Source organism: Arthrobacter sp. B0316-5-4, assembly GCF_059090325.1.
Genome location: NZ_JBNHFN010000003.1, coordinates 477,131 through 499,011 on the forward strand (window position 1 = coordinate 477,131; position 21,881 = coordinate 499,011).

The following is a 21,881-nucleotide window of genomic DNA, read 5'->3' on the forward strand; positions in this document are numbered from 1 at the left end:
CCTTACGTTTGGGCGGAGACGGCCAGGGGCATCATCCGGGAGGTCGATCGGCGTTTCAGGACGAACATGACCTGGAGCAGGAGTCCAATGGTGGCCACGCTGACCAGCAGGGCCGAGGAAACGGCGATCTTTGGAGTCAGGTTGAACTGGATGTCGGTGAACATCTTCACGGGCAACGTGGTGGCGCCGGGGGACTGCATGAACAGGGACATCACGGTTTCGTCAATGGATACGGAGAAAGCAAACAATGCCCCTGAGATCAGGCCCGGAAGGATGACGGGCAGATACACGTGGCGGAAGATGGACAAGGCACCCGCTCCGAGGCTTTGCGCCGAACGCACCAATGCCGGGTTGAGCCCGGCGAGGCTGGCACGGGTTGTGAGGAACACGTAGGGCGTGGCGATAATGGCGTGCGCCAAACCGATGGGGATGATGCTCCCAACCATGCCAACGGAGATGAAGAACTGGTAGAAAGCAAGGGCCAGCACCACTGTGGGCACGATCATCGGCGCGAGTATCAGCCCTATCACCACCGACTTCCCTGGAAACTTGCGGCCGTGAAGTGCGACGGCCGCGCTGGAACCGATCAGGAGGCCGATGAGCACGGCTATGCCTGCTGACTGCAGGCTGGCCCACAGGGCGGATGTCCATGCCGGGTCTGCGAAGAAGCCGGCCACTGCGGCGAAGGACAGGCCCTCGGGCGGGAACGTGATGTAGCGGCTGTCATTGAGAGCCACGGGGACCACAATGAGGGTAGGCACCACCAGGAACAGGAAGATTGGCAGTGACACCAGGGGAACCAGGCGGTGCTGGGGGTTAGTTGTCTTCATGCTGGCCTCCGGCTTTGAGGACCCTTTGGTAGACCGCTACCAGGACGCTGACCAGGGCGGTGAGGATCACGGCCAAGGCCGCGGCGCCTGGGAAATCGGTCAACTGTCGCGCGTAGTAGTCAATCTGGTTGGCGATCATCATGTCGCCGGGGCCACCCATGACCACGGGTGTGATGAAGAATCCGGTACTCATGATGAAGACCAGCAGACCGGCCGCCGAGACGCCTGGAGCGCTAAGGGGAAGGGTGATGTGGCGGAAAATCGGGGCTTCTTTGGCGCCGAGCGACCGCGCCGCAAGCCCGAGGCGTTCATCGATGGCCGTCAAGGACGAAAAGATCGGGAAAACGGCGTAGGGCAACAGGCAATGAACCATGCCGATGATGACTGCGAAGCGGTTGTGGAGCAACTCGATCGGAGCGCTTGTCAGCCCGACGCCCTGGAGGAACGCGTTGATGATGCCGTTGTCCTGGAGCAAAACCGCCCAGGCGAAGTTCTTTACCAGGATGCCGGTCCAGAACGGAAGCAAGACCACGGCGAACAGGACTACCCGCAGGACGTTCCCTGCGCGCCAGAGGACCAGGGCAATGACATAGCCCAGAACCACAGTCACCACGGTGGATGCCAGGCTGATGGTCAGGGTGTTCACGAGCGAACGAATGACCAGTGGATCCTCCAATACGCGCTGGTACGCATTGTCTGAAAAGCTTGAACCTACCAACTTGCCCAGCGGAGTCAGGAATAGAACGACGTCGAATACCAGGACGGGTGCCAACAGCAACCACCACCCGCTTTTTCGTCGTCGTGGCTTTGCCGCGTGCGGATCCGGCGTCCCGCGGCCTTTCGCCTTGTGGCTTTGAAGAGTCGCTGCGCTCATGTCAGCTGGCCTGCCACAGCTTGAATTGCTGCTCGGTCTTCTTCAGGTTCTGGGACCACCATTTGTCGTCCCGGATCAGGATCTTGTCCGCAAGAAGCGGGCTGGTAGGCAGGGTGTCTGCAACCTCCTTGGGCAGTTTGGACAGTGCGGGAGTGTTCGCAAGGGTCAGGTTGGTGACGGAGTCGAACGCCGCTCCAGCCTCAGCATCGTTGGACATGAAGTTCATCAGTTTGAAAGCAGCTTCCTTGTTCTTTGCCCCCTTGGGAACCACAAAATAATCGCCCGCCAGGACCGCGTTCTCGGCTGTGAAGTTCAATTTCGCGCCGTCCTTGCGGGCGGCGTTGATCCTGTTGTTGAAGCTCGTGGACAGCGAGACCTCTCCCGAGGTCAGCTGCTGGATGGGCTCTTGGTTGGCCGAGTGGTAGAGGAGGCGGTCTTTGCCAGGATGGTGGCCAAGGACCCGCAGCGCCCGGTCAACGTCAAGCGGGTAGATCTTCTCGAACGGCACACCGTCAGCCAGCAAGGCTGCTTCCAGTACTGAGCTGTCGGACAACTGGTTGTACACGGAACGCTTGCCGGCGAACTTGTCCTGATCGAAGAACTGCGCCCAGTCTTTGGGTGCTTGGGCGTCCGGAATGGCGTTCTGGTCCCACGCCATGACGAACAGGAAGCTCAAGTATTTGATGCCGTACTCAGCCTTGGCGTAGCTGGGAAGGCCTTTATCGCTAATGATGTCGTAGTCGAACTTTTCCAGGAGTCCCTCGGCCACGGCCGTTTCGTATTCCGGTGCCGTGATTTCCACCAGGTCCCATTGCACGTCGCCGGACTGAACCTGGGCCTTGAGGGAGGCAAGGCTGGTGTTGGCCAGGAGCGTCGGCTGGATGCCCGTCTGCTTGGCGAAGGGATCCAGGATGGTCTGGGTGAATTGATCGTTGTAGGAGCCGCCGTAGGAAGTGACTGTGACGGTCTTGTTGGCTGCGGCACTCTCGGGGGCCTTGGAACTGCAACCGGATAGTGCCAGTCCGGCGAACGGCGTCAGTGCCGCTGCTTTGAGGATCTGCCGGCGGTCAAAAACGTGGGATCGGGATTCAGTCATGGCTTCATTGCCTTTCATTGACGCCAACGTCAAGGCTCCGTTTGACAAGACGGACCAAGGGGGAGACGGGCGTTGTGCTGGGGATACATCCCGAAGAATGCGCGGGTAGTTGTCGGCGGCGGGTTGCGCGCACCTTTCGCTCCGAAGCATTCGACGGGGAATTTGTCGGGCCGTCGTGGCCGTTGGGGTGCCGTAACTGTAACTGTGAGGTTGATCACCAGTCAACGGTTGTGTTGCATTAAGAAACATCTCGCTCAAAAGAAAAGCCCGCACTAGGCGGGCTTTCGAGGTGCGCGGTTATGTGGCGTACCCGAGTCTCTGCAACCGTCTCCGGGCTGCTTGTTCGCTGGGCCCGTGCGATCCGAGGGCCAACCGGACCATGCCCAGCACCGCCCTGGCAGCGGTGATGACTGGCAGGGGGATAGGCCCGAGCCGGGGCGCCCGGAGCCCAAGCATGTCGCGGTATCGGGGTTCAAGGCTTGCGACGGCGGCCGCGAACAGGATGCGGTAGCCCGGCTGGAGCATCGGGCTCAGGGGCGGATGGCGAATGAACCACACCGTCTCGGCCAGGCGTTCGTCGGCCCGCAAGACTCCTGAGGCATACCACTGCTCCAGTTCGTCATGGACCTGGGCTTCGGTGAGCGGGGGATTGTCCACGCCCATGAGCCTGCCGGCCGCGGCCCACTCACGGACGTAGGCATCGGCACCGCCGGGGATGGGCCGGCCCCAGATGCGGTTGGCAGTAATGAAGGAGTCAGCATAGGTGACGTGTACCCAGCGGAGGAGTTCGGGATCGTTCGCCGCGTATTCGCGCCGGACTCCGTTGCCGTCTACGTACGTCCCGCGGACGCGCTCGTGGATCTTCCGGACACGGGCCGTTGCGGCTTCGGCAGCTTCCGTGGATCCGTAGGTCACGGTGAAGATCCACCTGACGGTGTTGGCCAACCGTCCGAGCGGATCCTTCTGGAAACCGGAGTGCTCGTATACCCCAGCCAGCGCGCCGGGGTGCAGCGCCTGCATCAGCAGCACCCTGATCCCGGCCACGATCGTGGCCACGTGACCATGAACCGCCCAGACGGCCGACCCCGGCAGGTGATATCCGGCGTCGTTCCCTTCGGCCAGGCGCGGCACCCACTCAGGCGGCGTCCCCGACGTCCCCGTGAACGTGCGCTGGAGTTCGTGCCTGTACTCGGTGAGGTAATTCCTCATGGTCCATTCGACCTCGCAATCACGCCCGTGTACAGGGGAAAGACGCGAGGGCTAGGAGGTGACCCGGCGTCGGGAAGGCGCTGCTGCCACCAGCAAGGCGGCAATGGCGACGGCGGCACTCAGGATCAGTCCCGGACGGTACTGTTCCAGCATGGCCTGGGCGCTGACCGTACCCGAAGCGTGTCCGTGGCCGCTCACCAAGGCCGTGGTGACGGCCAGTACCAACGCGGCACCGACCTGGGTGCTGGTCTGGATCAGTCCTGCCGCGAGCCCTTGCTCGGAGTCGCGGATGCCGGCGGTGGCCTGGACATTGATGGATGGGAAGGCCAATGCGAAGCCAATGCCCAGCAGGACCACCGACGGAAGGATGTCCAGCGCGTAATTGGGCGTGGTTCCCACCCGCAGGAACAGGACGTAGCCCAGGCCGAGGGCCGTCAGGCCGGTGAGGATGAGTTGCGTGGCCCCGAACTTCTCGATGAGCCGGTCAGCGAACGGTGCGCTGGTGGCCACCAGCAAGCCCGCGGGCAGCAAAGCGAGTGCCATTCCCAAGGGCGTCCAACCCAGCACGGACTGCAGGAACATGGTGACGATGAACTGGAAGCTCAGGTAGGAACCGAACAGGCCCACTGCGCTCAGGTTCGCCCGGGCCACCCAGCCTTCCTTGAGGATGCCGAAGCGGATCAGCGGGTGCTTGACCTTGCGCTCGATGATTGCGAAGGCCACCAGCACGGCGACAGAAACTGCGAACCCGGCGATTGTTGCCACAGATCCCCAGCCGTGTTCAGGTGCTGAAACCAAGGTGTAGACGAGGCCGAGCATGCCCAGGGCGAGCGTCACGGCACCCCAGATATCGTGCCCGCTGTCTTCCACCGACGGCTTGTCCTTGGGAATGAACTTCATGCCCAGCAGGACCACGATCACGGCGATCGGCACCGAGACCAGGAACGTCCAGCGCCAGCTCAGGCTGGTCATCAGACCGCCAACCACCAGGCCCAGCGAGAAGCCGCTGGCACCGAAGGTGGTGAAGATGGACAGCGCCTTGTTGCGCTCGCGTCCCTCCGCAAAGTTGGTGGTGATGATGGAGAAGCCGGTGGGGGCGGTGAAGGCGGCGGCGAGGCCCTTGACGAACCGGGTAGCGATCAGGATGGCGGGATCGTCCACCAGTCCGCCAAGGAGCGACGCTGCCGCGAACACCGTCAAGGCGATGAGGAAGATTCGACGGCGGCCCAGCAGGTCGGCCAGGCGGCCACCAAGGAGCAGCAGGCTCCCGTAGCCGAGGACGTAAGCGGAAACGATCCACTGCAGGGAATCGGTACCCAGGTTGAGTTCATGTCCGATGGAGGGCAAAGCAACGCCAACCATGGAGACGTCCAGCCCGTCCAGGGCCAGGACGGTGCACACGACCATCAGGAGCAGCCACTGTGCCCGCGTCCAGCGGACGGCTGATGCCAGAGGCTCGGCAGACGTTTTGAGGGTGGTGGGTGATGTCATGATCAACAATGTATATGACGCGTCATTCAATGACAAGGAATATTATGACGTGGATTCTAAGTGCGTAATGAACTAGAATCAGGACATGGCAACGACGCGTGATCGCCAACTGGTTGAGCAGTGGCGAAGCATCCAGGACTCGTACTTCCGCACCGCAGCGGCGATCGACCGCGCCCTGGAAGCCAAGTTCGATATCGGCCTGAATGAGTTCGAAATCCTCGATCTCGTAGCCGACAGCGAAGAGTCTTCGTGCCGGATGAAGTCGCTGGGGGAGCGGACGCCCATGACCCAAAGTGCCGTCTCCAAGGTGGTGGACCGGCTGGAAAAAGCCGGCCTCGTTTCGCGCCAGACCTGCGCCGACGACCGCCGCTCGTTGTTCCTGGAACTGACCGAGGCTGGCCGCGCCCTGCACACCACCGCCGCGGTGGAACACCGGGCGCTGCTGAAGGAAAACCTGGGCTGAGGCCGGCCGTCTCTTTGCTCAAGACGCCTTGAGCAAAAACTGATGGAACCTTTCTCGCGCGAGGGCCCGGGAAGCCTTTATTTCTGCTGTGATTCCCGCAACAATGGTGCTTGCACGCCAGGCTGGGGTTTGGTGCCGCTGGCTTTGGGGAGTGTTTTGTGGGCAAGCATCATGATTCAAACCGGGCAGTAAAACTGATCCGTGCCATAGGCTTCCACCGCGTTCTTATCGCTGGAAGCCTCGCCATCCTGGCGTTTATCGCATTTGGCTTCCAGCCACTCACTTCCGTGCCGACCAGCAGCATTGGCGGTTCCCTGGCGCAGGGCGTTGTTGAACCGACGGCGTTGGGCACCCTGGTGGCGCCGGAGGCCGAGACTACCGTCATCGATCCGGCCCCCGAGCCCCCGGCACAACAAGCCGGAACGCCCATGGTGTACTTCGACCGGGCTGTGGTCCGGACCGTCAGCAAGGATGGTTCATCGGGCTTGACGGTCGCCTCAGCGGGTATGCCACGCCCGCCCGCGGGGAGCTTGTACGCGCCTCTTGAGGTCCTCAATCCGAGCTCGCCTTACGGTTACCGCTACAGTCCCTTGACCGGCCTCCCCGGTGAATTCCACTGGGGCCAGGATTACGCTGCAGCATGCGGCACCCGGGTGTACGCCGCCGATGCCGGCATTGTCCGGGCCGTCGGATGGCACATCTGGGGTGGCGGCAACCGTGTGGAAATTGAGCACGGCAACGGCCTGGTGACCACCTACAACCACCTGCAGGCGATCGGCGTCACGAAGGGCCAGTCGGTCCGCGTCGGCGAAGTCATTGCTGAGGTTGGCACCACTGGCTGGTCCACTGGCTGCCACCTCCACTTCGAGACGATCGTCAACGGACTGCACACCAATCCGAACGGCTGGATCTACTTGCCCATCAAGCAGGTTGATCCGTTGCAGCCCATCACCATGGTGAGCTACGAGCCAGGCGTCGGAACGGGCACCACGGCCACCCCGCAGTGGGCTGTACCAGTGGCCGATGGCACCAACCGCGCAGTCATCGGCGGCGAACACGAAGAACCCGTGGCACTGCCGGTAGTCGTTCCACCAGTGACCACCCCGCCGGCTACACCAAGCGCCCCAGGCACCAGCACGCCGCCCACCACGCAGACACCGGCACCGTCCGCGACGGCCACGCCGACGCCGACACCTACGCCGACGACGACGGTCACCCCCAAGCCGACGGTCACCCCGACGCCGACGCCGACACCTACGCCGACGCCGACGCCTACGGTCACTCCGACCCCGACGGTCACTCCGACCCCGACGACGCCCGCACCGACGACTGTGCCGCCCACAACAACTGTGCCGCCGACAACAACTGTTCCGTCCACGACTACCGTGGCGCCGACGGTGACGGTCCCAGTAGCCCCGGCGCCCGCCGTCGTCGTGCCTCCCGCAGTGCCCGCACCAGCGGCTCCTGCGCCGGCTCCAGCAGTCATCGCGCCAGCCCCGGCAGTGGTCGCCCCGGCACCAGCTCCAGTGGTGGCACCAGCCCCGGCCCCCGCGCCGGCCGCTCCCGTCGCGCCGGTGCCCACGCCGGCTGCCGTACTTCCAACGACGCTCCCGGCTGTGGTCCTTCCGCCTGGGTACATCCTGATCGGGACGGACAAGGTCCAGCGCCCGGACGGTGTGATCGTGCCGTTGTCCACGCTCATCATTCCAACGCCCTAGGTTTCGCCACCCGGCAAGCTCCCGTAAGCTCGATGGCGGCGATCCCGCCAGCCGACGACGTCAGGAAGCGAATCCCATGACCAGCCTGTACAGCATTCCCCTCACCTTCAACGACGGCTCCGACGCTGATTTCGGCCGCTTCGAAGGGAAAGCCGTGTTGGTAGTCAACGTCGCTTCCGAATGCGGCTTCACCAGGCAGTACGCGGGCCTGGAGGAGCTGTACGGCAAGTACCGGGAGCAGGGGCTGGAGATCCTGGGTGTGCCGTGCAACCAGTTCGGCGGCCAGGAACCGGGCGCGGACGAGGAGATCGCCGAGTTCTGCGAGCGTAACTTTGGCGTCTCCTTCCCGCTGACCAGCAAGGCAAACGTGCTGGGCAAGGAACAGCACCCCCTCTTCACCGAGCTGACCCGGGGCGCCGACGGTGAGCCCGTCAAAGTTAAGTGGAACTTCGAGAAGTTCGTCATCAACCGCGACGGAAAAGTCGTGGCACGATTCCCATCCGCAGTGGAGCCCGACTCCGAAGACCTGATAAAAGCAGTGGAAGAAGCGTTGGCGTAAAGCCACCAATTCCGAAGGGAGGAAAAGTAATTTTCCAACATTCCGCCGGAAATTAGCCAGATGTTGGCTTGTTGTCTGGTTGGATTGGCCCTACTGGATTGACACGGGAGGCGCCGCCTCCCACCAAACGCTAAGGCAAGCTATGGAGCTCATCGAGGCTGAATACCCCAAACCAGGTCATGTGCTGTTGCACCTGAGTGATCTTCACCTGGTGGGTGGTCCAAACACGCTCCACGGGTCCGTGGACAGTGCAGCCAGGCTCCAGGAAATCTGCGATCAGATCATCGCTTCCAGGATCAGGCCTGAGGCCATCATTTTCACTGGAGACCTCGCGGACAAGGGCGAGCTCCACGCTTACGAGCGGCTCCGCGAAATGATCGAACCCGTCTGCGACGCGCTCGGGGCCAAAGCCATCTGGGCCATGGGCAACCACGATAACCGGGCGAACTTCCGTGCAGCCTTCCGGGACGCTTCCGAGACCAGCAGGCCCCAGGACCCGGTTGACCGCAGCTACTTCGTGAACGGGCTCCGGATCATCACCTTGGACACCACGGTGCCCGGCCACCACTACGGCGAGCTGTCCGAATCCCAGCTCGATTGGCTGGCTGCCGAACTGGCCACCCCGGCCCCGGACGGCACCATCCTTGCGTTGCACCACCCGCCGGTTCCCTGCGTCCAGGACCTTGCTGTCTTGGTGGAGCTGCGCGGCCAAGCCGCGCTGGCCGCCGTCGTCCGCAATTCGGACGTTCGCACCATCCTGGGTGGCCACCTGCATTACTCCACGACGGCGGGCTTCGCCGGCATCCCGGTGTCAGTCGCCTCGGCCACCTGTTACACCCAGGACCTGGCAGTGCGTGCTGGCGGACAGCGTGGCCGCGATGGTGCTCAGTCGTACAACATGATCCATGTCTACGAGCACACGATCGTCCACTCAGTGGTTCCGATGTCCGGGGGCGTAACCGTTGGCGAGCCCGTGGATGCTGCAGAGGTGCAGCGGAGGCTGGCCGAAGCCGGCATCCGCATCCCGCACGAGTCCCGGGTGGGGGCGCACACTTCCCCTGGCACGCTGACCTCGTCCCTGCCGCTTATTTCTCCCAGGGTGCCTTGACCGGGAAGTACTTCTCCAGGAAATCGGTCACCAGTTCCGCACGTTCATCTGACGCGACCTCCGGGAAGCTGCCGTCGTTCAGGCAGAAGAAGTCCATGTGGCGCTTCGCCAACAGCTTGGGCAGGTAGTGCAGGCCCGCCCACATGGTGGTGTCCACGTACCTGACCTTGGCATTGGTTTGCGTCACTGCGCGGCCCGTGAGCAGGGCGTAGTAGTGGTAGAACGAGTTGGTCACGGAGATGTTGTCAGCTGCGCGGAAGCGGCTGCCGGCCGTCTTGGCGAATTCCGCGGGGAACTCTTTCTCCATCCGGGCCACGACGCTGCGGCGCAGCGGGGCAGCAGTGTGCTCCAGGTGCCGGGTGGTGATCCGGCCGAAGCGCTCCCAGAGCAGTTTGCGGTTAACGCGGGCCGCGTTCTCGAAGCCGCTGCGTTCGGCGTCGTTCTCGCCCAGGCCAATGCGGGTGTCCGCTTCGATGAACTTGGTGATGCCGCCAGGGGTGAAGAACATGTCCGGACCCACGGGACGGCCAAAGAACATGTCGTCGTTGGAGTACAGGAAGTGCTCGGACAAGCCCTCGATGTGGTGGAGCTGGCACTCCACGGCCTGCGAATTGTGCGTGGGAAGGACTGAGGGGTCGGCGAAGAACTCCTCGCTGCGCACCACGGTCACCGACGGGTGCTCTGCCAGCCACGCCGGGGCGGGCGAATCGGTGGCGATGAAGATCCTGCGGATCCACGGCGCAAACATGTGCACGGAGCGCAGCGCGTACTTCAGTTCGTTGATCTGGCGGAAGCGGGCTTCATGGTCATCGCCCTCTCCGAGCACGGCGCCGGCCTGCTGGGCGCGGCGCCGGGCAATGTACTCGGGGTCGCTGCCATCAACCCAGGAAAAGACGATGTCGACGTCGAAGTCGATGTCGCTTGCGTGGTCGGCAAACATGTTTTCGATGGTGGGCCAGGAGAGGCCGTGCCGCTGGACCGTGCCCCGCACGGCGTCCTGCCGGAGCATGGTGCGGCGGGTCAGGGAATTCTCCACCGGCAGCTCCAGGTGGTCGCCTTCGAACCTCCACAGCTCAAGCTGCACACCCAGTGCAGGTCCGTACCAGAGGCCGCCGCCGGTCTCGACCCGGGGGCGGTACAGCCTGAAGATGCGGGACTTCCGGTTGGTGGTCAGCTCGCCGTCGGCCACCAGCACTGAGGTCTTTTTCTTGGCGTCAACGGTCATGGAGTAGAACGGCTCGTTCCGGAACGCAGCAACCAGCGCCTCCCGGACCACCTTGCGGGACTCCCAATCGACGGCGATGACGGGCCGCTCGTCGTTTCCGCGGACCAGGATGAAGTCGACACCAGCGGCGTCCAAGGCAGCCCGGACGGCCAGGAGGTCGGACACCATGGCCTGCTGCGGGGTGAGGTCGCTGTTGACCAGGGCGTACCGCCCGCGGTGACGGACGACGTCGGACCTGTGCTTCAGGTGCGCGACGACGGCAGGCGAGACCGCCTCGGCGATCGTGTCTTCTTCAATGGAAGGGCTGCCGTGGTAGATCGGATCGACCTGTGCTTGTGTGATGGCTGTTCTCCGGAATCGTCTGGGTGGTGGAGCTAGATGGAAAGTGCTTCGCGCCAGCTGCGGAGGAAAGCGCCGCCGGCGTCGTCGTGGATCACGTCGTCCGCCAGTTCAAGGTCAGCGGCCGTCAGGATGGTGTAGGGCTTCACCGGTACGCCGTCTGCGGGCCGGACATCCACGTGTTTCACATCGTGGTCGTTGTGGTGAAGCCAGTCTGCCATGGCATAGTCCGTGCGGGAATCGCCAACGGTGCGCCATGACAGGGGAGTGATGCCCTGGGCCGCCAGCAGTTCGACGGCGCGGCTCGCTCCGAGGTCCTTGCCCAGCCGGACCGATTCGATGTCAGTGGAGATGATGGTGGGGTCCAGGCGGTAGTCCGCGGCGTCGTCGGATTCGGGGGCGTGGTGGTCCAAAATCGCGGCGCTCAGGCCGTGGCGGCCCATGATGTCCAGGGCGTCGGCGTCGAACAGTTTCTGTTCGGCCAGGTAGTCCTCGCTGGACACCTCCAGGTGCTGCTCCACGGAAACCATGGCCCGCTTGGTCTCGTCGAAGAACATGTGGGCGGAGTAGTCTTCCGCGACGAGCCTGCGGATGTCGTCACCGTAGGCCTTGGGTACCGCGAGTTCGTGGTCCACATGGATGGGACCGGGGCCTTCCGCCGTATAGCTGAACCACACGGCGCCCTTCTCGCAGATGGCATGGATCACGGTGTGTGCCGGCATCCCGGCGGCGATCATGGGCTTCATGACCTGCTCACTGATGAACGCGTCCGAGCGGCCTGTGTTGAAGATGACGGGAATGCCCGCCGAGGCCAGCGCCACCAGGTCCGCGATGATGTCCGGCTTGACGTCGCGCGTCACAGGGCTGGCGATGGGGCCGTCGACGTCCAGCAACAGCGCCACCTCGGGCGTGGCCAGGGCAGCGGTCCGGTCAGTACCTTGGAGCGGGTGTGTCATGCCCCTATTCTGTCAGTCCCCGCGCCCTGCATCACAGCTGTGACGCCCCACGAAGGATAGTCACCTTTTGGCCACAACCTGCCTGTGCTGCGGGTCACAAGTTCCGTTAGGGCGCCAAGTTCCATAGGCTTGCAGGGTGATCTTCAAAGCTGTGGGCGAGGGACGCCCGTACCCTGACCATGGATACTCCGCGCCACGCGACTGGGCTGCCCTGCCTCCGCGCCCGGTGCGCCTGGATGACCTTGTAACCACCAAACGGACCCTGGACCTGGAGGCATTGTTGGCAGAGGACTCCACATTCTTTGGCGATCTGTTCCCGCACGTCGTCCAATACCAGGGCGTCATGTACCTCGAGGACGGCCTGCACAGGGCGGTCCGTACCGCGCTTCACCAGAGGACGGCCATCCACGCCCGCGTATTGGTGATCGATGGCTAGGCCCGCCGCTTCGGACCAGGACACCCAGCGGCCAAAAAAACCTAAGCGTCCCAAGGATGTGACGCAACTGCACGGCCACCACGTGGTGACCGGACCGGAACTGCGGGCAACGTTTGCCGACGATGTCAGGGTTCCCAAGGGCAGCTTCGGCCGCCGGCTGTTCCATGGAATTGTCCTGGTCCTGCTGGTTGGCGTCATTGCCGCTGGTGCGGTGGGCGCATGGGCGATCATGAACGGCGTCATCAAGGTCCCCACGGCTATCGCAAGCAAGGCCCCCGCCAGCCTGTGCCCAACCACCACCTTCGACTACGTGCCCAACGAAACCGTGAACCTCAACGTCTTCAATGCGACGTCGCGCGGCGGCTTGGCTGGCACGGTCGCCGACGAATTCGCTGCCCGTGGGTTCAAGGTGGCATCGGTGGACAACAGCAACACAGCCTATTCAGGGGTGGGCGTGGTTGTCTCCGGCGTCAAGGGACAGGCGGCGGCGTTCAACGTCCAGCGGAACCTGGCGGGGACGGACTACTTCCAGGACAACCGCGAAGACGATTCCGTGGACGTGATCCTCACTCCCGGCTACGAAGGCCTGGTGGAACCGCAACTGGTGGACCAGACGCCCGGCAAGCTCCTTTGCCCGCGTGAGGACCTGCGGATCGCTGACAACTCCAAGTGGCCGGTGGTGCCTACCCTGCCGGCAGCGCAGTAGCTTCCTGCCCGGCGAGGACATCGAGGACCGGGCGCTCGAGGCGGACCGGGTTTCCGGTGTCGTCGAAGCGCGCTCCCGCTCCCAGTTGGATGAAGCGCACCGTTTGTTCCGTGTGCGCCTCTTGCGCGGCTGGAAGCTCGACGTCGGGGGCTGGGGCAGGCGCGGGGGTGTCGCCGTCGGGCGTTCGGTTGCGTCGTGCGGCGCTGGCCGAAAGCGTTCCGTGGATGAGCCGCGCCAGCTGTGCGACGTCGATGTCCGGAAGGTAGCCCTGCTGGACACCGTCCCGGAGGATGTCCTGGAGAAGGACGTTCAGGTCGCCCACGTGGTCTGCGAGCTTGGCAAAGGAGCCGGGCGACAGGACAGCGGCCATGGCAGGCCCCGGCGGCAGGTGGCGGCGGCTGAGGTCCTCCACCTGCGCCCGGACGTAGAGGGCGAGCTGGTCCACCGGGTTTTCCAGTGCGGCCAGTGAATCCCTCAAATCCACAATGAAGCGTTCGGTCTCGTCCAGGGCGTACGCGATGAGCAGTTGCTCCATGTCCGCGTAATAGTTGTAGACGGCGGTCCGGCCCACACCGGCATGCCTGGCGACGTCCGTCATGGTGAGCCCCGGAAGTCCGTGGGTGAAGAGCAGTTCGCCGAAGGCCGTCAGAATCCTACGTTGGGTCTCGGCGCGTTGGGCAGCGTTCGTGGCGGCCGTGATCCTGGGCATACAGACACTTTACAGCGATCTGTCACTAAGTAGTTCGGGTTTCTCTACACCTCATGCTTTTTTGGAGGCTTCTTAAGGCCATGAGGTGTACAAAAACTCGCGTAATATCGGGGGAACCGGACACTAATCTTCTAGGGGGACTGTTGCGGGCAACGGTCAAGGACGTAGCGCGCCGGGCAGGGGTTTCACCCAAGACGGTGTCGAACGTGATGAATGGAATCGTTCCAGTCAGTGCTCCCACCCGGCTCAGGGTTGAGCAGGCCATGGCGGAACTCGACTATGTCCCCAACCTCTCCGCGCGGGGCCTCCGCAACGGCCGCTCGGGTGTCATCGGGCTGGCGTTGCCCGATCTGGCCACTCCGTTCTCGGCGGAGATTTCCCAGAGCATCGTGGAAGTCGCCCACGAGCAAGGCTGGAGTGTGCAGATCGAGGAAACCGGCTCTGATCCCCACCGTGAGCAGGAATTGATGACTCGTGCGCGGGCCAACCTCATTGACGGGCTGATCCTCAATCCTGTGGTGCTCAAGGAGAGCGCAGTGCAGGTGGGTGTGGCGCTGCCTCCGGTGGTCCTCCTGGGTGAAGTCACGCAGCAGTTGGCCGACCGCGTCTTTGTGGACAGCTTTGCGGCGGCGCGTGACATGACCCTCGCTTTGGCCAGGCCCGGGCGCAGGCGTATCGCCGCGTTGGGAGTCAACCGTGGGAGGCAGTCCGCCACGGCGCTCCAGCGGGCTGGTGGGTACGAGGCAGCACTCCAGGCGCTGGGAATCGCCAGGGATGAGTCGTTGCTGATCTCGTGCGATAGTTGGACGCCTGCTTCGGCCGCCGAAGCGCTGGGGGAGTATCTGGACGCGCACCCATTGCCTGAGGCGCTGTTCTGTTTCACGGATTCCATGGCCATCGGCGCGCTGAACACGCTGTGGAAGAGGGGAGTGCGCGTTCCCGAGGACATTGCGGTCGCCGGCTTCGACGACGTCATTGATGGGCGGTTTGCGGTGCCGTCCCTGACCACCGTGTCCTTCGACAAACGTGCCATTGCCACCGAGGCCCTGCGCCTGCTGACCGAACGCATGTCTGACCGGTCCCATGCGCAGCAGCTCGTTGAAATCGAGTACCGCATTGTGGAGCGGGACAGCAGCAGGGGCTGAAACGAGAGCAGTCCCCTAAATTGTGTGCGCTAACAATTTTCTCTTGCCCTCGCTATTACATCGATGTAATGTGAGACCTGCGTCACCCCCGGGCCAACCTTTACCCGAGAGTGGGGACGCGCCGGAGCCGGATTTTGCGCAGCGAAGCAATGACCTTTCAGCGGACCCATCCAAAGGAGTGACGGGTGAAGCAGTTTGAATCTTTGACCGGGAAACAGTTGTCCCGGAGACAGTTATTGACAGGATCAGCCCTCCTTGGCGGAGGCCTCCTGGCCACCGGCCTCACGGGCTGTGGCGGAGCGGCCCAGGCCGCGGCAGTGCAGGACATCGATTTCTGGCACCTCTTGTCCGGCGGTGATGGCATCAAGATGCAGGCCATGATCAACAGTGCCAACCAAGCCAACCCCGGTTTCAAAGTCCACCCCACGGTGCTGGCTTGGGGGCCTCCGTACTACACCAAACTGGCCATGGCCTCGGCAGGAGGGCGGCCTCCCGAGGTTGCCATCATGCACGCCAGCAGGGTCCCGGGTTATGCACCGGGCGGCCTTATTGATCCTTGGGACCTGGACCTCCTCGCCGAGAACGGCGTGACGGCCTCTGATTTTGCCCCCAGGATCTGGGAGAAGAGCCAGTACGACGGCAAGGTCTTCTCCATCGCACTGGACTCCCACCCTTTCATCATGTTCTACAACACGGATGTCGCCGGCAAAGCAGGCGTCCTGGGGAGCAACGGCCAGCTCCAGGAGGTGGGCTCGCCGGAGGAATTCAAAGCCGTGGCCTTGGAAATGCAGAAGGTCACCAAGGCCCACGGCTTGTCCTTCGGATACCTGGGCAGTGGTTCGCAGATGTGGCGCCTGTTCTACACCCTCTACAAGCAGCACGGCGTGGACATGGTGCTGACGCCGGGCCAGCCCATGAAGGTGGACCGGGACGCGGCCATCGAATCCCTGGAGTTCATGGCATCGCTCTTCGATGACACCATCGCTGCCCAGGCCGGGGACATCAGTACAGGCATTGCCGAGTTCGCACGCGGCGGCTCGGGAATGCTGTTCAGCGGCGTCTGGGAACTGCCCACCATGAAGAAGGCCGGCATACCGGTCGATGCGGCCACCATCCCGACGCTGTACGGAACTCCGGCGTCGTACGCGGACTCCCACTCCTTCGTTCTCCCTCGCCAACTCTCCGTGAACGAGGACAAACGCCGGGATGTCTACAAGTTCGTCACGGACGTCCTCAAAGGATCACTGTCTTGGGCGGAGGCCGGACACATTCCCGGCTATCAGCCCGTGGTGCAATCAACGGCCTACCGGGAACTCACCCCGCAGATCCATTACGCCAACGCGGCGGACATCATCGCCTACGATCCCGAAGCCTGGTTCAGCGGCTCCGGCTCGGACTGGCAGACCTACTTCGCGGAGAACGTGCAGAACGTACTCCTTGGAAGGGACAAGGCATCCGTAGGTTGGGACGCCTTCGAGCAGCGCACCAACACCCTCCTCTCCCGTCCCAACCCCGTCTAGCCGGACCCAGCACACCGAGCGACAAAGGAGTCCTTTATGAGTACCTCTACGCTGTCCCGGCCGAGGCCGGAGAATCTCCGCAAATCACTGAGCCGCACCAACAACAACCTGAGCGGCTGGGCCTTCGCCACGCCATTCCTGGTGTTCTTCCTCATTTTCCTTGTCTGGCCCATCCTTTACGGCTTCTACATGAGCCTCACGGGCAAGTCCCTTACCGGCGCCAATGACAGCCTGATCGGCTTCGCCAACTATGCCGAGGCCCTTGCCGACGCGGACATGTGGCATTCCCTGGGCAACACCCTGTACTTCACGGTGATCAGCACTGTCCCACTGGTGCTTGTGGCCCTGGTGATGGCTGCGTTGCTGAACGTCGGACTGCCGGCGCAATGGCTGTGGCGCCTCTCCTACTTTGCCCCGTACCTCTTGGCATCAACTGTGGTCTCCCTGTTCTTCACCTGGATGTACAACCCGCAGCTCGGCTTGATCAACGAGTTCCTCACGGGCATCGGGCTCCCGCGCGTTGCTTGGCTCAATGACCCCAACGTGGCCATGTGGGCAATCGTCATCGCCACGCTCTGGTGGACCGTGGGCTTCAACTTCCTGCTCTACCTGGCCGCGATGCAGAACATTCCGGCCCAGCACTACGAGGCAGCTTCGCTGGACGGTGCCGGAGCCTGGCGCCAGTTCTTCTCCATCACCCTGCCGCAACTGACCCCCACCACGGTGATGATCGTGCTGCTCCAGATCCTGGCGTCGTTGAAGATCTTCGACCAGGTGTACCAGATGACTGCAGGCGGTCCCGCCGGATCAACCCGGCCCGTGGTGCAGTACATCTTCGAAACCGGCTTCACCGGCTACCGGCTGGGTTACTCCGCAGCCATCTCCTACATCTTCTTCGGACTGATCGTGGTTGTTTCGGTCATGCAGTTCGTCATCACCCGCCGCAGGAGTGCATAACCATGGCCACAGCAACGATCACCCGTCCCGCACCACAAACCACCCCCGCCAAGAAACCCAGGATCCGCCAGCCCCGCAAGAAGATGACGGTCGGCCGGATCGCAGCCATCGTCGTCGCAGGCTTCCTCGCGGTGCTGTGGCTGATCCCCTTCGCCTGGGCCACGGCCACCGCCTTCAAGACCGAGACGGATGCCGCGGCTCCGGACGTGACCTGGCTGCCGCCGTCGGGCTTCACGCCTGACGCGTTCGTCAAGGTGTTCCAGGACGGCAACATCCCGCTCTGGACGTGGAACTCGCTCTATACATCCGCGGCTATCACGGCCATCACCCTGGTGATCTCGGCACTGGTGGCGTACGCACTCTCCAGGATCGACTTCAAGGGCAAGAAGGTGCTGATGACGGTGATCATCGCGTCCATCATCATCCCGCCGCCCGTGCTGATCATCCCGCTGTTCTACCAAATGCTGGCGCTGAACCTGATCGATACCTCGTGGGCCATCATCCTGCCGCAGGTCATCCACCCGGCCATGGTGTTCGTGCTGAAGAAGTTCTTCGACCAGATCCCGCGCGAACTGGAGGAAGCGGCCGTGATGGACGGCGCAAGCCGTTTGCGCATCTTCACCCAGATCATCCTGCCGCTGTCCCGGCCCATCCTGGCCGCCGTCGCGATCTTCGTGTTCATCGGCGCGTGGAACAACTTCCTGTGGCCGTTCATCGCCACCAACGACGGCGGACTGCTGACCCTCCCGGTTGGCCTGCAGACCATCAAGAGCGCCTACGGCATCCAGTACGCGCAGAACATGGCGTCCGCGTTGCTTGCGGCGCTGCCACTGATCCTTGTCTTCCTGTTCTTCCAACGCCAGATCATCAAGGGCGTCGCGACGACGGGACTCGCCGGTACATAATCGGCGCCTTTTCGACCCAACACCAGACCTGAAACACAACCAAGGAGATACATGTCCCGCGCACGCATCACCCTCGACCGCGACTTCACCATTGGCGAGGTTCCCCGCCGACTGTTCGGCTCCTTCGTGGAGCACATGGGCCGCTGTGTCTACACCGGCATCTACGAGCCAGGCCACCCCGAAGCAGACGGGAACGGCTTCCGCCAGGACGTCCTGAAGCTCGTCAAAGAACTCGGAGCCACTGTCATCCGGTACCCGGGCGGCAACTTCGTCTCGGGCTACAACTGGGAAGACGGCATTGGCCCCCGCGAAAACAGGCCGCGCCGCCTGGACGGAGCTTGGCACACCGTGGAGACCAACGCCTTCGGCCTGCACGAGTTCGTGGACTGGTCCAAGCAGGCCGGCACCGAAATCATGGAAGCCATCAACCTGGGCACCAGGGGAGTGGACGCAGCCCGCGAAATCGTGGAATACGCCAACCACCCGGGCGGCACCTACTTGTCTGACTTGCGTGCCAAGAACGGCCACAAGGACCCGTTCAACATCAAGCTCTGGTGCCTCGGCAACGAGCTGGACGGGCCGTGGCAGATCGGCCACAAGACAGCCGACGAATACGGCCGCTTGGCGCAGGAAGCGGCCAAGGCCATGCGCTTCGTGGACCCCTCGCTCGAGTTGGTCGCATGCGGCAGCTCCAGCTCCAGCATGCCGACCTTCGGAGCCTGGGAGCAGACCGTCCTCACCCACACCTACGACGAGGTGGACTACGTGTCCCTCCACGCCTACTACCAGGAGCACGAAGGCGACGTCGGCAGCTTCCTGGCCTCCGCCGTCGACACCGATTACTTCATCGAGTCAGTGATCGCCACCGCGGATGCAGTGCGCGCCAAGGGCAAGCACAAGAAGCACATCAACCTGTCCTTCGACGAGTGGAACGTTTGGTACCAGCGCGGCCTGGACACCGAGGACCAGCCGCACAACGTGGCCAAGGCCGGATGGCGCGAGCACCCCCGCGTGATCGAGGACAAGTACAACGTGACTGACGCCGTGGTGGTTGGGACGCTGCTCAACTCGCTGCTGCGCCACGGCGACCGCGTGAAGATCGCCAACCAGGCCCAGCTGGTCAACGTGATCGCGCCGATCCTCTCCGAAGAGAATGGCCCGGCCTGGAAGCAGACCATCTTCCACCCGTTCGCGCGGATGGCCGAGCTCGCCAAGGGCCAGATCCTGCGGCTCTCCATCGACTCGGACAAGTACTCGAACGATCGCTTCGGTGACACGGACCTGGTGGATGTCAGCGGCACCTGGAACGAGGAAACGGGACGCGTGGCACTGTTCTTCGCGAACCGCGGCCTGGAAGAAGCGGCCGACGTCGAGGTGGCCCTTCGCGGCTTCGACGCCCGCCAGGTCCTTCGCGCCGAGGTGCTGGAGATTCCCGACGGCGGCGACCGCTTCACGATCAACTCACAGGACCAGCCGGGCCGCGTGGGCTTGAAGGCACTGGATGGTGTGAAGGCGACTGGTTCCGAGCTGCGCCTGACGCTGCCCGCCTTGTCCTGGGCCGTCGTCGAGCTTGATGTGGTGAAAGCCTAGCGGCCATTCACAAGCAACGCGGGGTCACTTACGGCCCATCCGGAAGGGATTTATGGTCCGTAAGTGACCCCGCGTTTGACTTAGTTGGTGCTGCAGCCGTCCGGGCCGCAGGCCTCGGCGTCGGAGGCGCCCACTGGGATAAGGGGGTTGGCTTCCTGCCACGCCTGGTTCAGGGCCTGGCTGAAAAGTTCGGCGGGCTGCGCGCCGGAAATGCCGTACTTGCGGTCGATCACGAAGAACGGGACGCCGGAAACGCCGATGGCGCGGGCTTCGTTGATGTCCTCGTTGACCTCGTCGATGTACTTGTCGGACGTGAACAGCTCGGCGACTTCCTCGGCCGGCAGTTCGAGGCGGGCGCCGAGCTCCGTGAGGTATTCGGTGTTGCCGATGTCCTTGCCGTGCTCAAAGTGGTCGCTCAGCAGTTGCTCCTTGGCGGCGTCCTGCCTGCCGTGGGCAGCGGCGAGGTGAATGAGCCGGTGCGCCGTGAAGCTGTTGGCCACCACCACCTTGTCGAAGTGGTAGTCCAGCCCTTCGCCCCTGGCAGTCTCCGTGACGTGGCCGAACATCTGCTTGACCTGCTCCGGCGCCATGCCCTTGCGCTTGCTCAAGTAGTCCAGTTCGGTGCCGTCATAGTGCTCAGGAACGGACGGATCCAGCTGATAGCTCTTCCACTCGATGTCCACAGATTCACGGTGCGGGAACTGCGCCAGGGCGGTCTCGAAACGGCGCTTGCCGATGTAGCACCACGGACACGCGACGTCTGACCAGATCTCAATCTTCATGATGGCTGCAACGCATCGGCGAGGGATGGCATTCCGGGAGCGTGCTGTTAGTTTCCTCACTCACGCCAAGAGTGTTGCCGGGCGGCCCTTCCAAGAATATGTTTAGAAGGAGGTTGTGCAGCCAGCCTTATTCACGGGGGGTTTACGTTTACACGGAGAGACCTCGTGCGAATCGGACTCATTGTTGGACCTTGGTTTACCGTCCCGCCCGAAAAGTACGGCGGAACCGAACGAGTCGTTGATGCCTTGGCGTGCGCACTCACGGATGCCGGCCACGATGTCCTGCTGGCAACAGCGTCGGACAGTACGTGCCCTGTGCCCCAGCTTCCGGGATTTGGTCCCAGCGAACCTGAGGACGTGGGCCTCAGCCTGAGCGAACTGGCCCATGTCATCAAGGCTTACAAGGGGCTGCGGGGCGTGGATATCATCCACGACCACACCCTTGCCGGCCCGCTCTACGCCCATCGGCCACCGAATATCCCCGTGGTCACCACCATCCACGGCCAACTGACCCCACGGTCCGCGGGACTCTACCGGGACATGGCCCGGGACACCGGCATCATCGCGATTTCCCACGACCAATGCAGCCGCGTCAAGGACCTCCAGGTTTCCGCCGTGATCCACCACGGGATCGACCTCTCCGCAGTGAGCGTCGGCAGTGGCACCGGTGGTTATGCCTGCTTTGTCGGACGGATGTGCCCGGACAAAGGACTGATGGAAGCGTTAACCATCGCACGGGAAGCCGGGGTGCCGCTCCGCATTGCGGCGAAGATGCAGGCTGCCGACGAGCAGGAGTATTTCCGTGATGTGGTGCAGCCCGCACTGGGCCCTGACGAAGAGTTCCTGGGCGAACTGTCCGACCCCGAAAAATACGAACTCATGGGCGACGCGACCGCGCTCCTGAACCCCATCCAGTGGGCAGAACCCTTCGGCCTGGTGATGATTGAATCGCTTGCCACCGGGACACCCGTACTGGCCACACCCATGGGTGCTGCGCCGGAAATCGTGAGCCACGGCGTCACCGGCTACGTGGCGCCGGCAGATGAGCTGGCCGGATTCATGGGATCGGCTGCGTCCCTGAGCCGTGCAGCCTGCCGCCAAAAAGTCGAGGAGTCCTTCAGCGCGGCAAGGATGGCCGCGGACCATCTGGAACTCTACGCCAGGGTGATCGAACAATTCGGGGAGCCAGGGCTTCCCGTCGGCGGGAACTTGCAAGAGAATCAGAGGCAAGCTCCCATCAACCTGTGATCGACAGCCAGGACG

General features: G+C 63.3%; 21 protein-coding genes. 12 read left to right on the forward strand and 9 right to left on the reverse strand.

Features of this window, described 5'->3' with window-relative positions:
* Positions 1–2: 2 nt before the first annotated feature.
* The 5 genes from AC5RU9_RS10810 to AC5RU9_RS10830 form a co-directional block, all read right to left on the reverse strand.
* Positions 3–830 carry an ABC transporter permease gene (locus AC5RU9_RS10810; RefSeq protein WP_494016436.1) on the reverse strand — a complete coding sequence of 276 codons (828 nt, stop codon included), beginning with the start codon at positions 828–830 and terminating at the stop codon, positions 3–5.
* Positions 817–1,704 carry an ABC transporter permease gene (locus AC5RU9_RS10815; RefSeq protein WP_494016437.1) on the reverse strand — a complete coding sequence of 296 codons (888 nt, stop codon included), beginning with the start codon at positions 1,702–1,704 and terminating at the stop codon, positions 817–819. Before AC5RU9_RS10815 ends, AC5RU9_RS10810 begins: the two co-directional genes overlap by 14 nt.
* Position 1,705: 1 nt before the next feature.
* Positions 1,706–2,800, reverse strand: coding sequence for an extracellular solute-binding protein (locus AC5RU9_RS10820; protein ID WP_494016438.1), 1,095 nt, complete (start codon positions 2,798–2,800; stop codon positions 1,706–1,708).
* A gap of 297 nt (positions 2,801–3,097) precedes the next feature.
* On the reverse strand, positions 3,098–4,009 hold the full coding sequence (locus AC5RU9_RS10825) for an oxygenase MpaB family protein (protein WP_494016439.1): 912 nt from the start codon (positions 4,007–4,009) through the stop codon (positions 3,098–3,100).
* A gap of 51 nt (positions 4,010–4,060) precedes the next feature.
* The gene (locus tag AC5RU9_RS10830) at positions 4,061–5,500 is read right to left on the reverse strand and encodes an MFS transporter (protein WP_494016440.1); all 1,440 of its coding nucleotides are present in this window, start codon (positions 5,498–5,500) and stop codon (positions 4,061–4,063) included.
* Positions 5,501–5,585: 85 nt separating this feature from the next.
* Here AC5RU9_RS10830 and AC5RU9_RS10835 point away from each other — a divergent pair, with 85 nt between their 5' ends.
* The 4 genes from AC5RU9_RS10835 to AC5RU9_RS10850 all read left to right on the forward strand — a co-directional run bounded on the left by AC5RU9_RS10835 (position 5,586) and on the right by AC5RU9_RS10850 (position 9,348).
* The gene (locus AC5RU9_RS10835; protein ID WP_494016441.1) at positions 5,586–5,963 is read left to right on the forward strand and encodes a MarR family winged helix-turn-helix transcriptional regulator; all 378 of its coding nucleotides are present in this window, start codon (positions 5,586–5,588) and stop codon (positions 5,961–5,963) included.
* A 158-nt stretch (positions 5,964–6,121) separates the two neighbouring features.
* On the forward strand, positions 6,122–7,681 hold the full coding sequence (locus tag AC5RU9_RS10840; RefSeq protein WP_494016442.1) for a M23 family metallopeptidase: 1,560 nt from the start codon (positions 6,122–6,124) through the stop codon (positions 7,679–7,681).
* A 76-nt stretch (positions 7,682–7,757) separates the two neighbouring features.
* A complete protein-coding gene (locus tag AC5RU9_RS10845; RefSeq protein ID WP_494016443.1) occupies positions 7,758–8,240 on the forward strand; it encodes a glutathione peroxidase in 483 nt (160 codons plus the stop codon).
* A 142-nt stretch (positions 8,241–8,382) separates the two neighbouring features.
* A complete protein-coding gene (locus AC5RU9_RS10850; protein ID WP_494016444.1) occupies positions 8,383–9,348 on the forward strand; it encodes a phosphodiesterase in 966 nt (321 codons plus the stop codon).
* Here AC5RU9_RS10850 and AC5RU9_RS10855 read toward each other — a convergent pair.
* Both AC5RU9_RS10855 and AC5RU9_RS10860 read right to left on the reverse strand, forming a co-directional pair.
* Positions 9,326–10,915, reverse strand: coding sequence for a stealth family protein (locus AC5RU9_RS10855; RefSeq protein WP_442789717.1), 1,590 nt, complete (start codon positions 10,913–10,915; stop codon positions 9,326–9,328). The two genes, AC5RU9_RS10850 and AC5RU9_RS10855, sit on opposite strands and share 23 nt — an antisense overlap.
* Before the next feature lie 32 nt (positions 10,916–10,947).
* Positions 10,948–11,868, reverse strand: a complete 921-nt coding sequence (locus tag AC5RU9_RS10860) for a Cof-type HAD-IIB family hydrolase (protein ID WP_494016445.1) — start codon at positions 11,866–11,868, stop codon at positions 10,948–10,950.
* Positions 11,869–12,004: 136 nt separating this feature from the next.
* On the opposite strand from AC5RU9_RS10860, the gene AC5RU9_RS10865 reads away from it, so the two are divergent.
* Together AC5RU9_RS10865 and AC5RU9_RS10870 are read left to right on the forward strand one after the other, a co-directional pair.
* A complete protein-coding gene (locus AC5RU9_RS10865) occupies positions 12,005–12,304 on the forward strand; it encodes a type II toxin-antitoxin system VapB family antitoxin (RefSeq protein WP_018778077.1) in 300 nt (99 codons plus the stop codon).
* Positions 12,305–12,362: 58 nt separating this feature from the next.
* Positions 12,363–13,010, forward strand: a complete 648-nt coding sequence (locus tag AC5RU9_RS10870; protein ID WP_494016446.1) for a LytR C-terminal domain-containing protein — start codon at positions 12,363–12,365, stop codon at positions 13,008–13,010.
* Here the strand turns inward: AC5RU9_RS10870 and AC5RU9_RS10875 are convergent.
* A complete protein-coding gene (locus AC5RU9_RS10875; RefSeq protein WP_494016447.1) occupies positions 12,988–13,719 on the reverse strand; it encodes a TetR/AcrR family transcriptional regulator in 732 nt (243 codons plus the stop codon). The genes AC5RU9_RS10870 and AC5RU9_RS10875 overlap by 23 nt on opposite strands.
* A gap of 143 nt (positions 13,720–13,862) precedes the next feature.
* Here AC5RU9_RS10875 and AC5RU9_RS10880 point away from each other — a divergent pair, with 143 nt between their 5' ends.
* From AC5RU9_RS10880 to arfA, 5 genes are all read left to right on the forward strand, one after another.
* The gene (locus tag AC5RU9_RS10880) at positions 13,863–14,864 is read left to right on the forward strand and encodes a LacI family DNA-binding transcriptional regulator (protein WP_494016448.1); all 1,002 of its coding nucleotides are present in this window, start codon (positions 13,863–13,865) and stop codon (positions 14,862–14,864) included.
* Positions 14,865–15,049: 185 nt separating this feature from the next.
* Positions 15,050–16,384 carry an extracellular solute-binding protein gene (locus AC5RU9_RS10885; protein ID WP_494016449.1) on the forward strand — a complete coding sequence of 445 codons (1,335 nt, stop codon included), beginning with the start codon at positions 15,050–15,052 and terminating at the stop codon, positions 16,382–16,384.
* A 36-nt stretch (positions 16,385–16,420) separates the two neighbouring features.
* Positions 16,421–17,341 (forward strand): carbohydrate ABC transporter permease, encoded by a 921-nt coding sequence (locus AC5RU9_RS10890; protein ID WP_494016450.1) that lies wholly within the window; start codon positions 16,421–16,423, stop codon positions 17,339–17,341.
* 2 nt (positions 17,342–17,343) lie between these two features.
* Positions 17,344–18,246, forward strand: coding sequence for a carbohydrate ABC transporter permease (locus AC5RU9_RS10895; RefSeq protein WP_211713938.1), 903 nt, complete (start codon positions 17,344–17,346; stop codon positions 18,244–18,246).
* 51 nt (positions 18,247–18,297) lie between these two features.
* Complete coding sequence (gene arfA / locus AC5RU9_RS10900) at positions 18,298–19,836, forward strand: arabinosylfuranosidase ArfA (RefSeq protein WP_494016451.1); 1,539 nt, start codon at positions 18,298–18,300, stop codon at positions 19,834–19,836.
* Positions 19,837–19,916: 80 nt separating this feature from the next.
* On the opposite strand, the gene AC5RU9_RS10905 is transcribed toward arfA, so the two are convergent.
* Positions 19,917–20,618 carry a DsbA family oxidoreductase gene (locus AC5RU9_RS10905; protein WP_494016452.1) on the reverse strand — a complete coding sequence of 234 codons (702 nt, stop codon included), beginning with the start codon at positions 20,616–20,618 and terminating at the stop codon, positions 19,917–19,919.
* Between the two features lie 165 nt (positions 20,619–20,783).
* Between AC5RU9_RS10905 and AC5RU9_RS10910 the strand changes: the two genes are divergently transcribed.
* On the forward strand, positions 20,784–21,866 hold the full coding sequence (locus AC5RU9_RS10910; RefSeq protein ID WP_494016453.1) for a glycosyltransferase family 4 protein: 1,083 nt from the start codon (positions 20,784–20,786) through the stop codon (positions 21,864–21,866).
* The last annotated feature ends 15 nt before the right edge of the window (positions 21,867–21,881 follow it).

Coding starts and splice junctions, on each gene's coding strand:
- arfA (WP_494016451.1), top strand. CDS start 18,298: ATGTCCCGCGCACGCATCACCCTCGACCGCGACTTCACCATTGGCGAG.
- AC5RU9_RS10835 (WP_494016441.1), top strand. CDS start 5,586: ATGGCAACGACGCGTGATCGCCAACTGGTTGAGCAGTGGCGAAGCATC.
- AC5RU9_RS10875 (WP_494016447.1), bottom strand. CDS start 13,719: ATGCCCAGGATCACGGCCGCCACGAACGCTGCCCAACGCGCCGAGACC.
- AC5RU9_RS10845 (WP_494016443.1), top strand. CDS start 7,758: ATGACCAGCCTGTACAGCATTCCCCTCACCTTCAACGACGGCTCCGAC.
- AC5RU9_RS10810 (WP_494016436.1), bottom strand. CDS start 830: ATGAAGACAACTAACCCCCAGCACCGCCTGGTTCCCCTGGTGTCACTG.
- AC5RU9_RS10825 (WP_494016439.1), bottom strand. CDS start 4,009: ATGAGGAATTACCTCACCGAGTACAGGCACGAACTCCAGCGCACGTTC.
- AC5RU9_RS10830 (WP_494016440.1), bottom strand. CDS start 5,500: ATGACATCACCCACCACCCTCAAAACGTCTGCCGAGCCTCTGGCATCA.
- AC5RU9_RS10895 (WP_211713938.1), top strand. CDS start 17,344: ATGGCCACAGCAACGATCACCCGTCCCGCACCACAAACCACCCCCGCC.
- AC5RU9_RS10820 (WP_494016438.1), bottom strand. CDS start 2,800: ATGACTGAATCCCGATCCCACGTTTTTGACCGCCGGCAGATCCTCAAA.
- AC5RU9_RS10815 (WP_494016437.1), bottom strand. CDS start 1,704: ATGAGCGCAGCGACTCTTCAAAGCCACAAGGCGAAAGGCCGCGGGACG.
- AC5RU9_RS10850 (WP_494016444.1), top strand. CDS start 8,383: ATGGAGCTCATCGAGGCTGAATACCCCAAACCAGGTCATGTGCTGTTG.
- AC5RU9_RS10905 (WP_494016452.1), bottom strand. CDS start 20,618: ATGAAGATTGAGATCTGGTCAGACGTCGCGTGTCCGTGGTGCTACATC.
- AC5RU9_RS10890 (WP_494016450.1), top strand. CDS start 16,421: ATGAGTACCTCTACGCTGTCCCGGCCGAGGCCGGAGAATCTCCGCAAA.
- AC5RU9_RS10860 (WP_494016445.1), bottom strand. CDS start 11,868: ATGACACACCCGCTCCAAGGTACTGACCGGACCGCTGCCCTGGCCACG.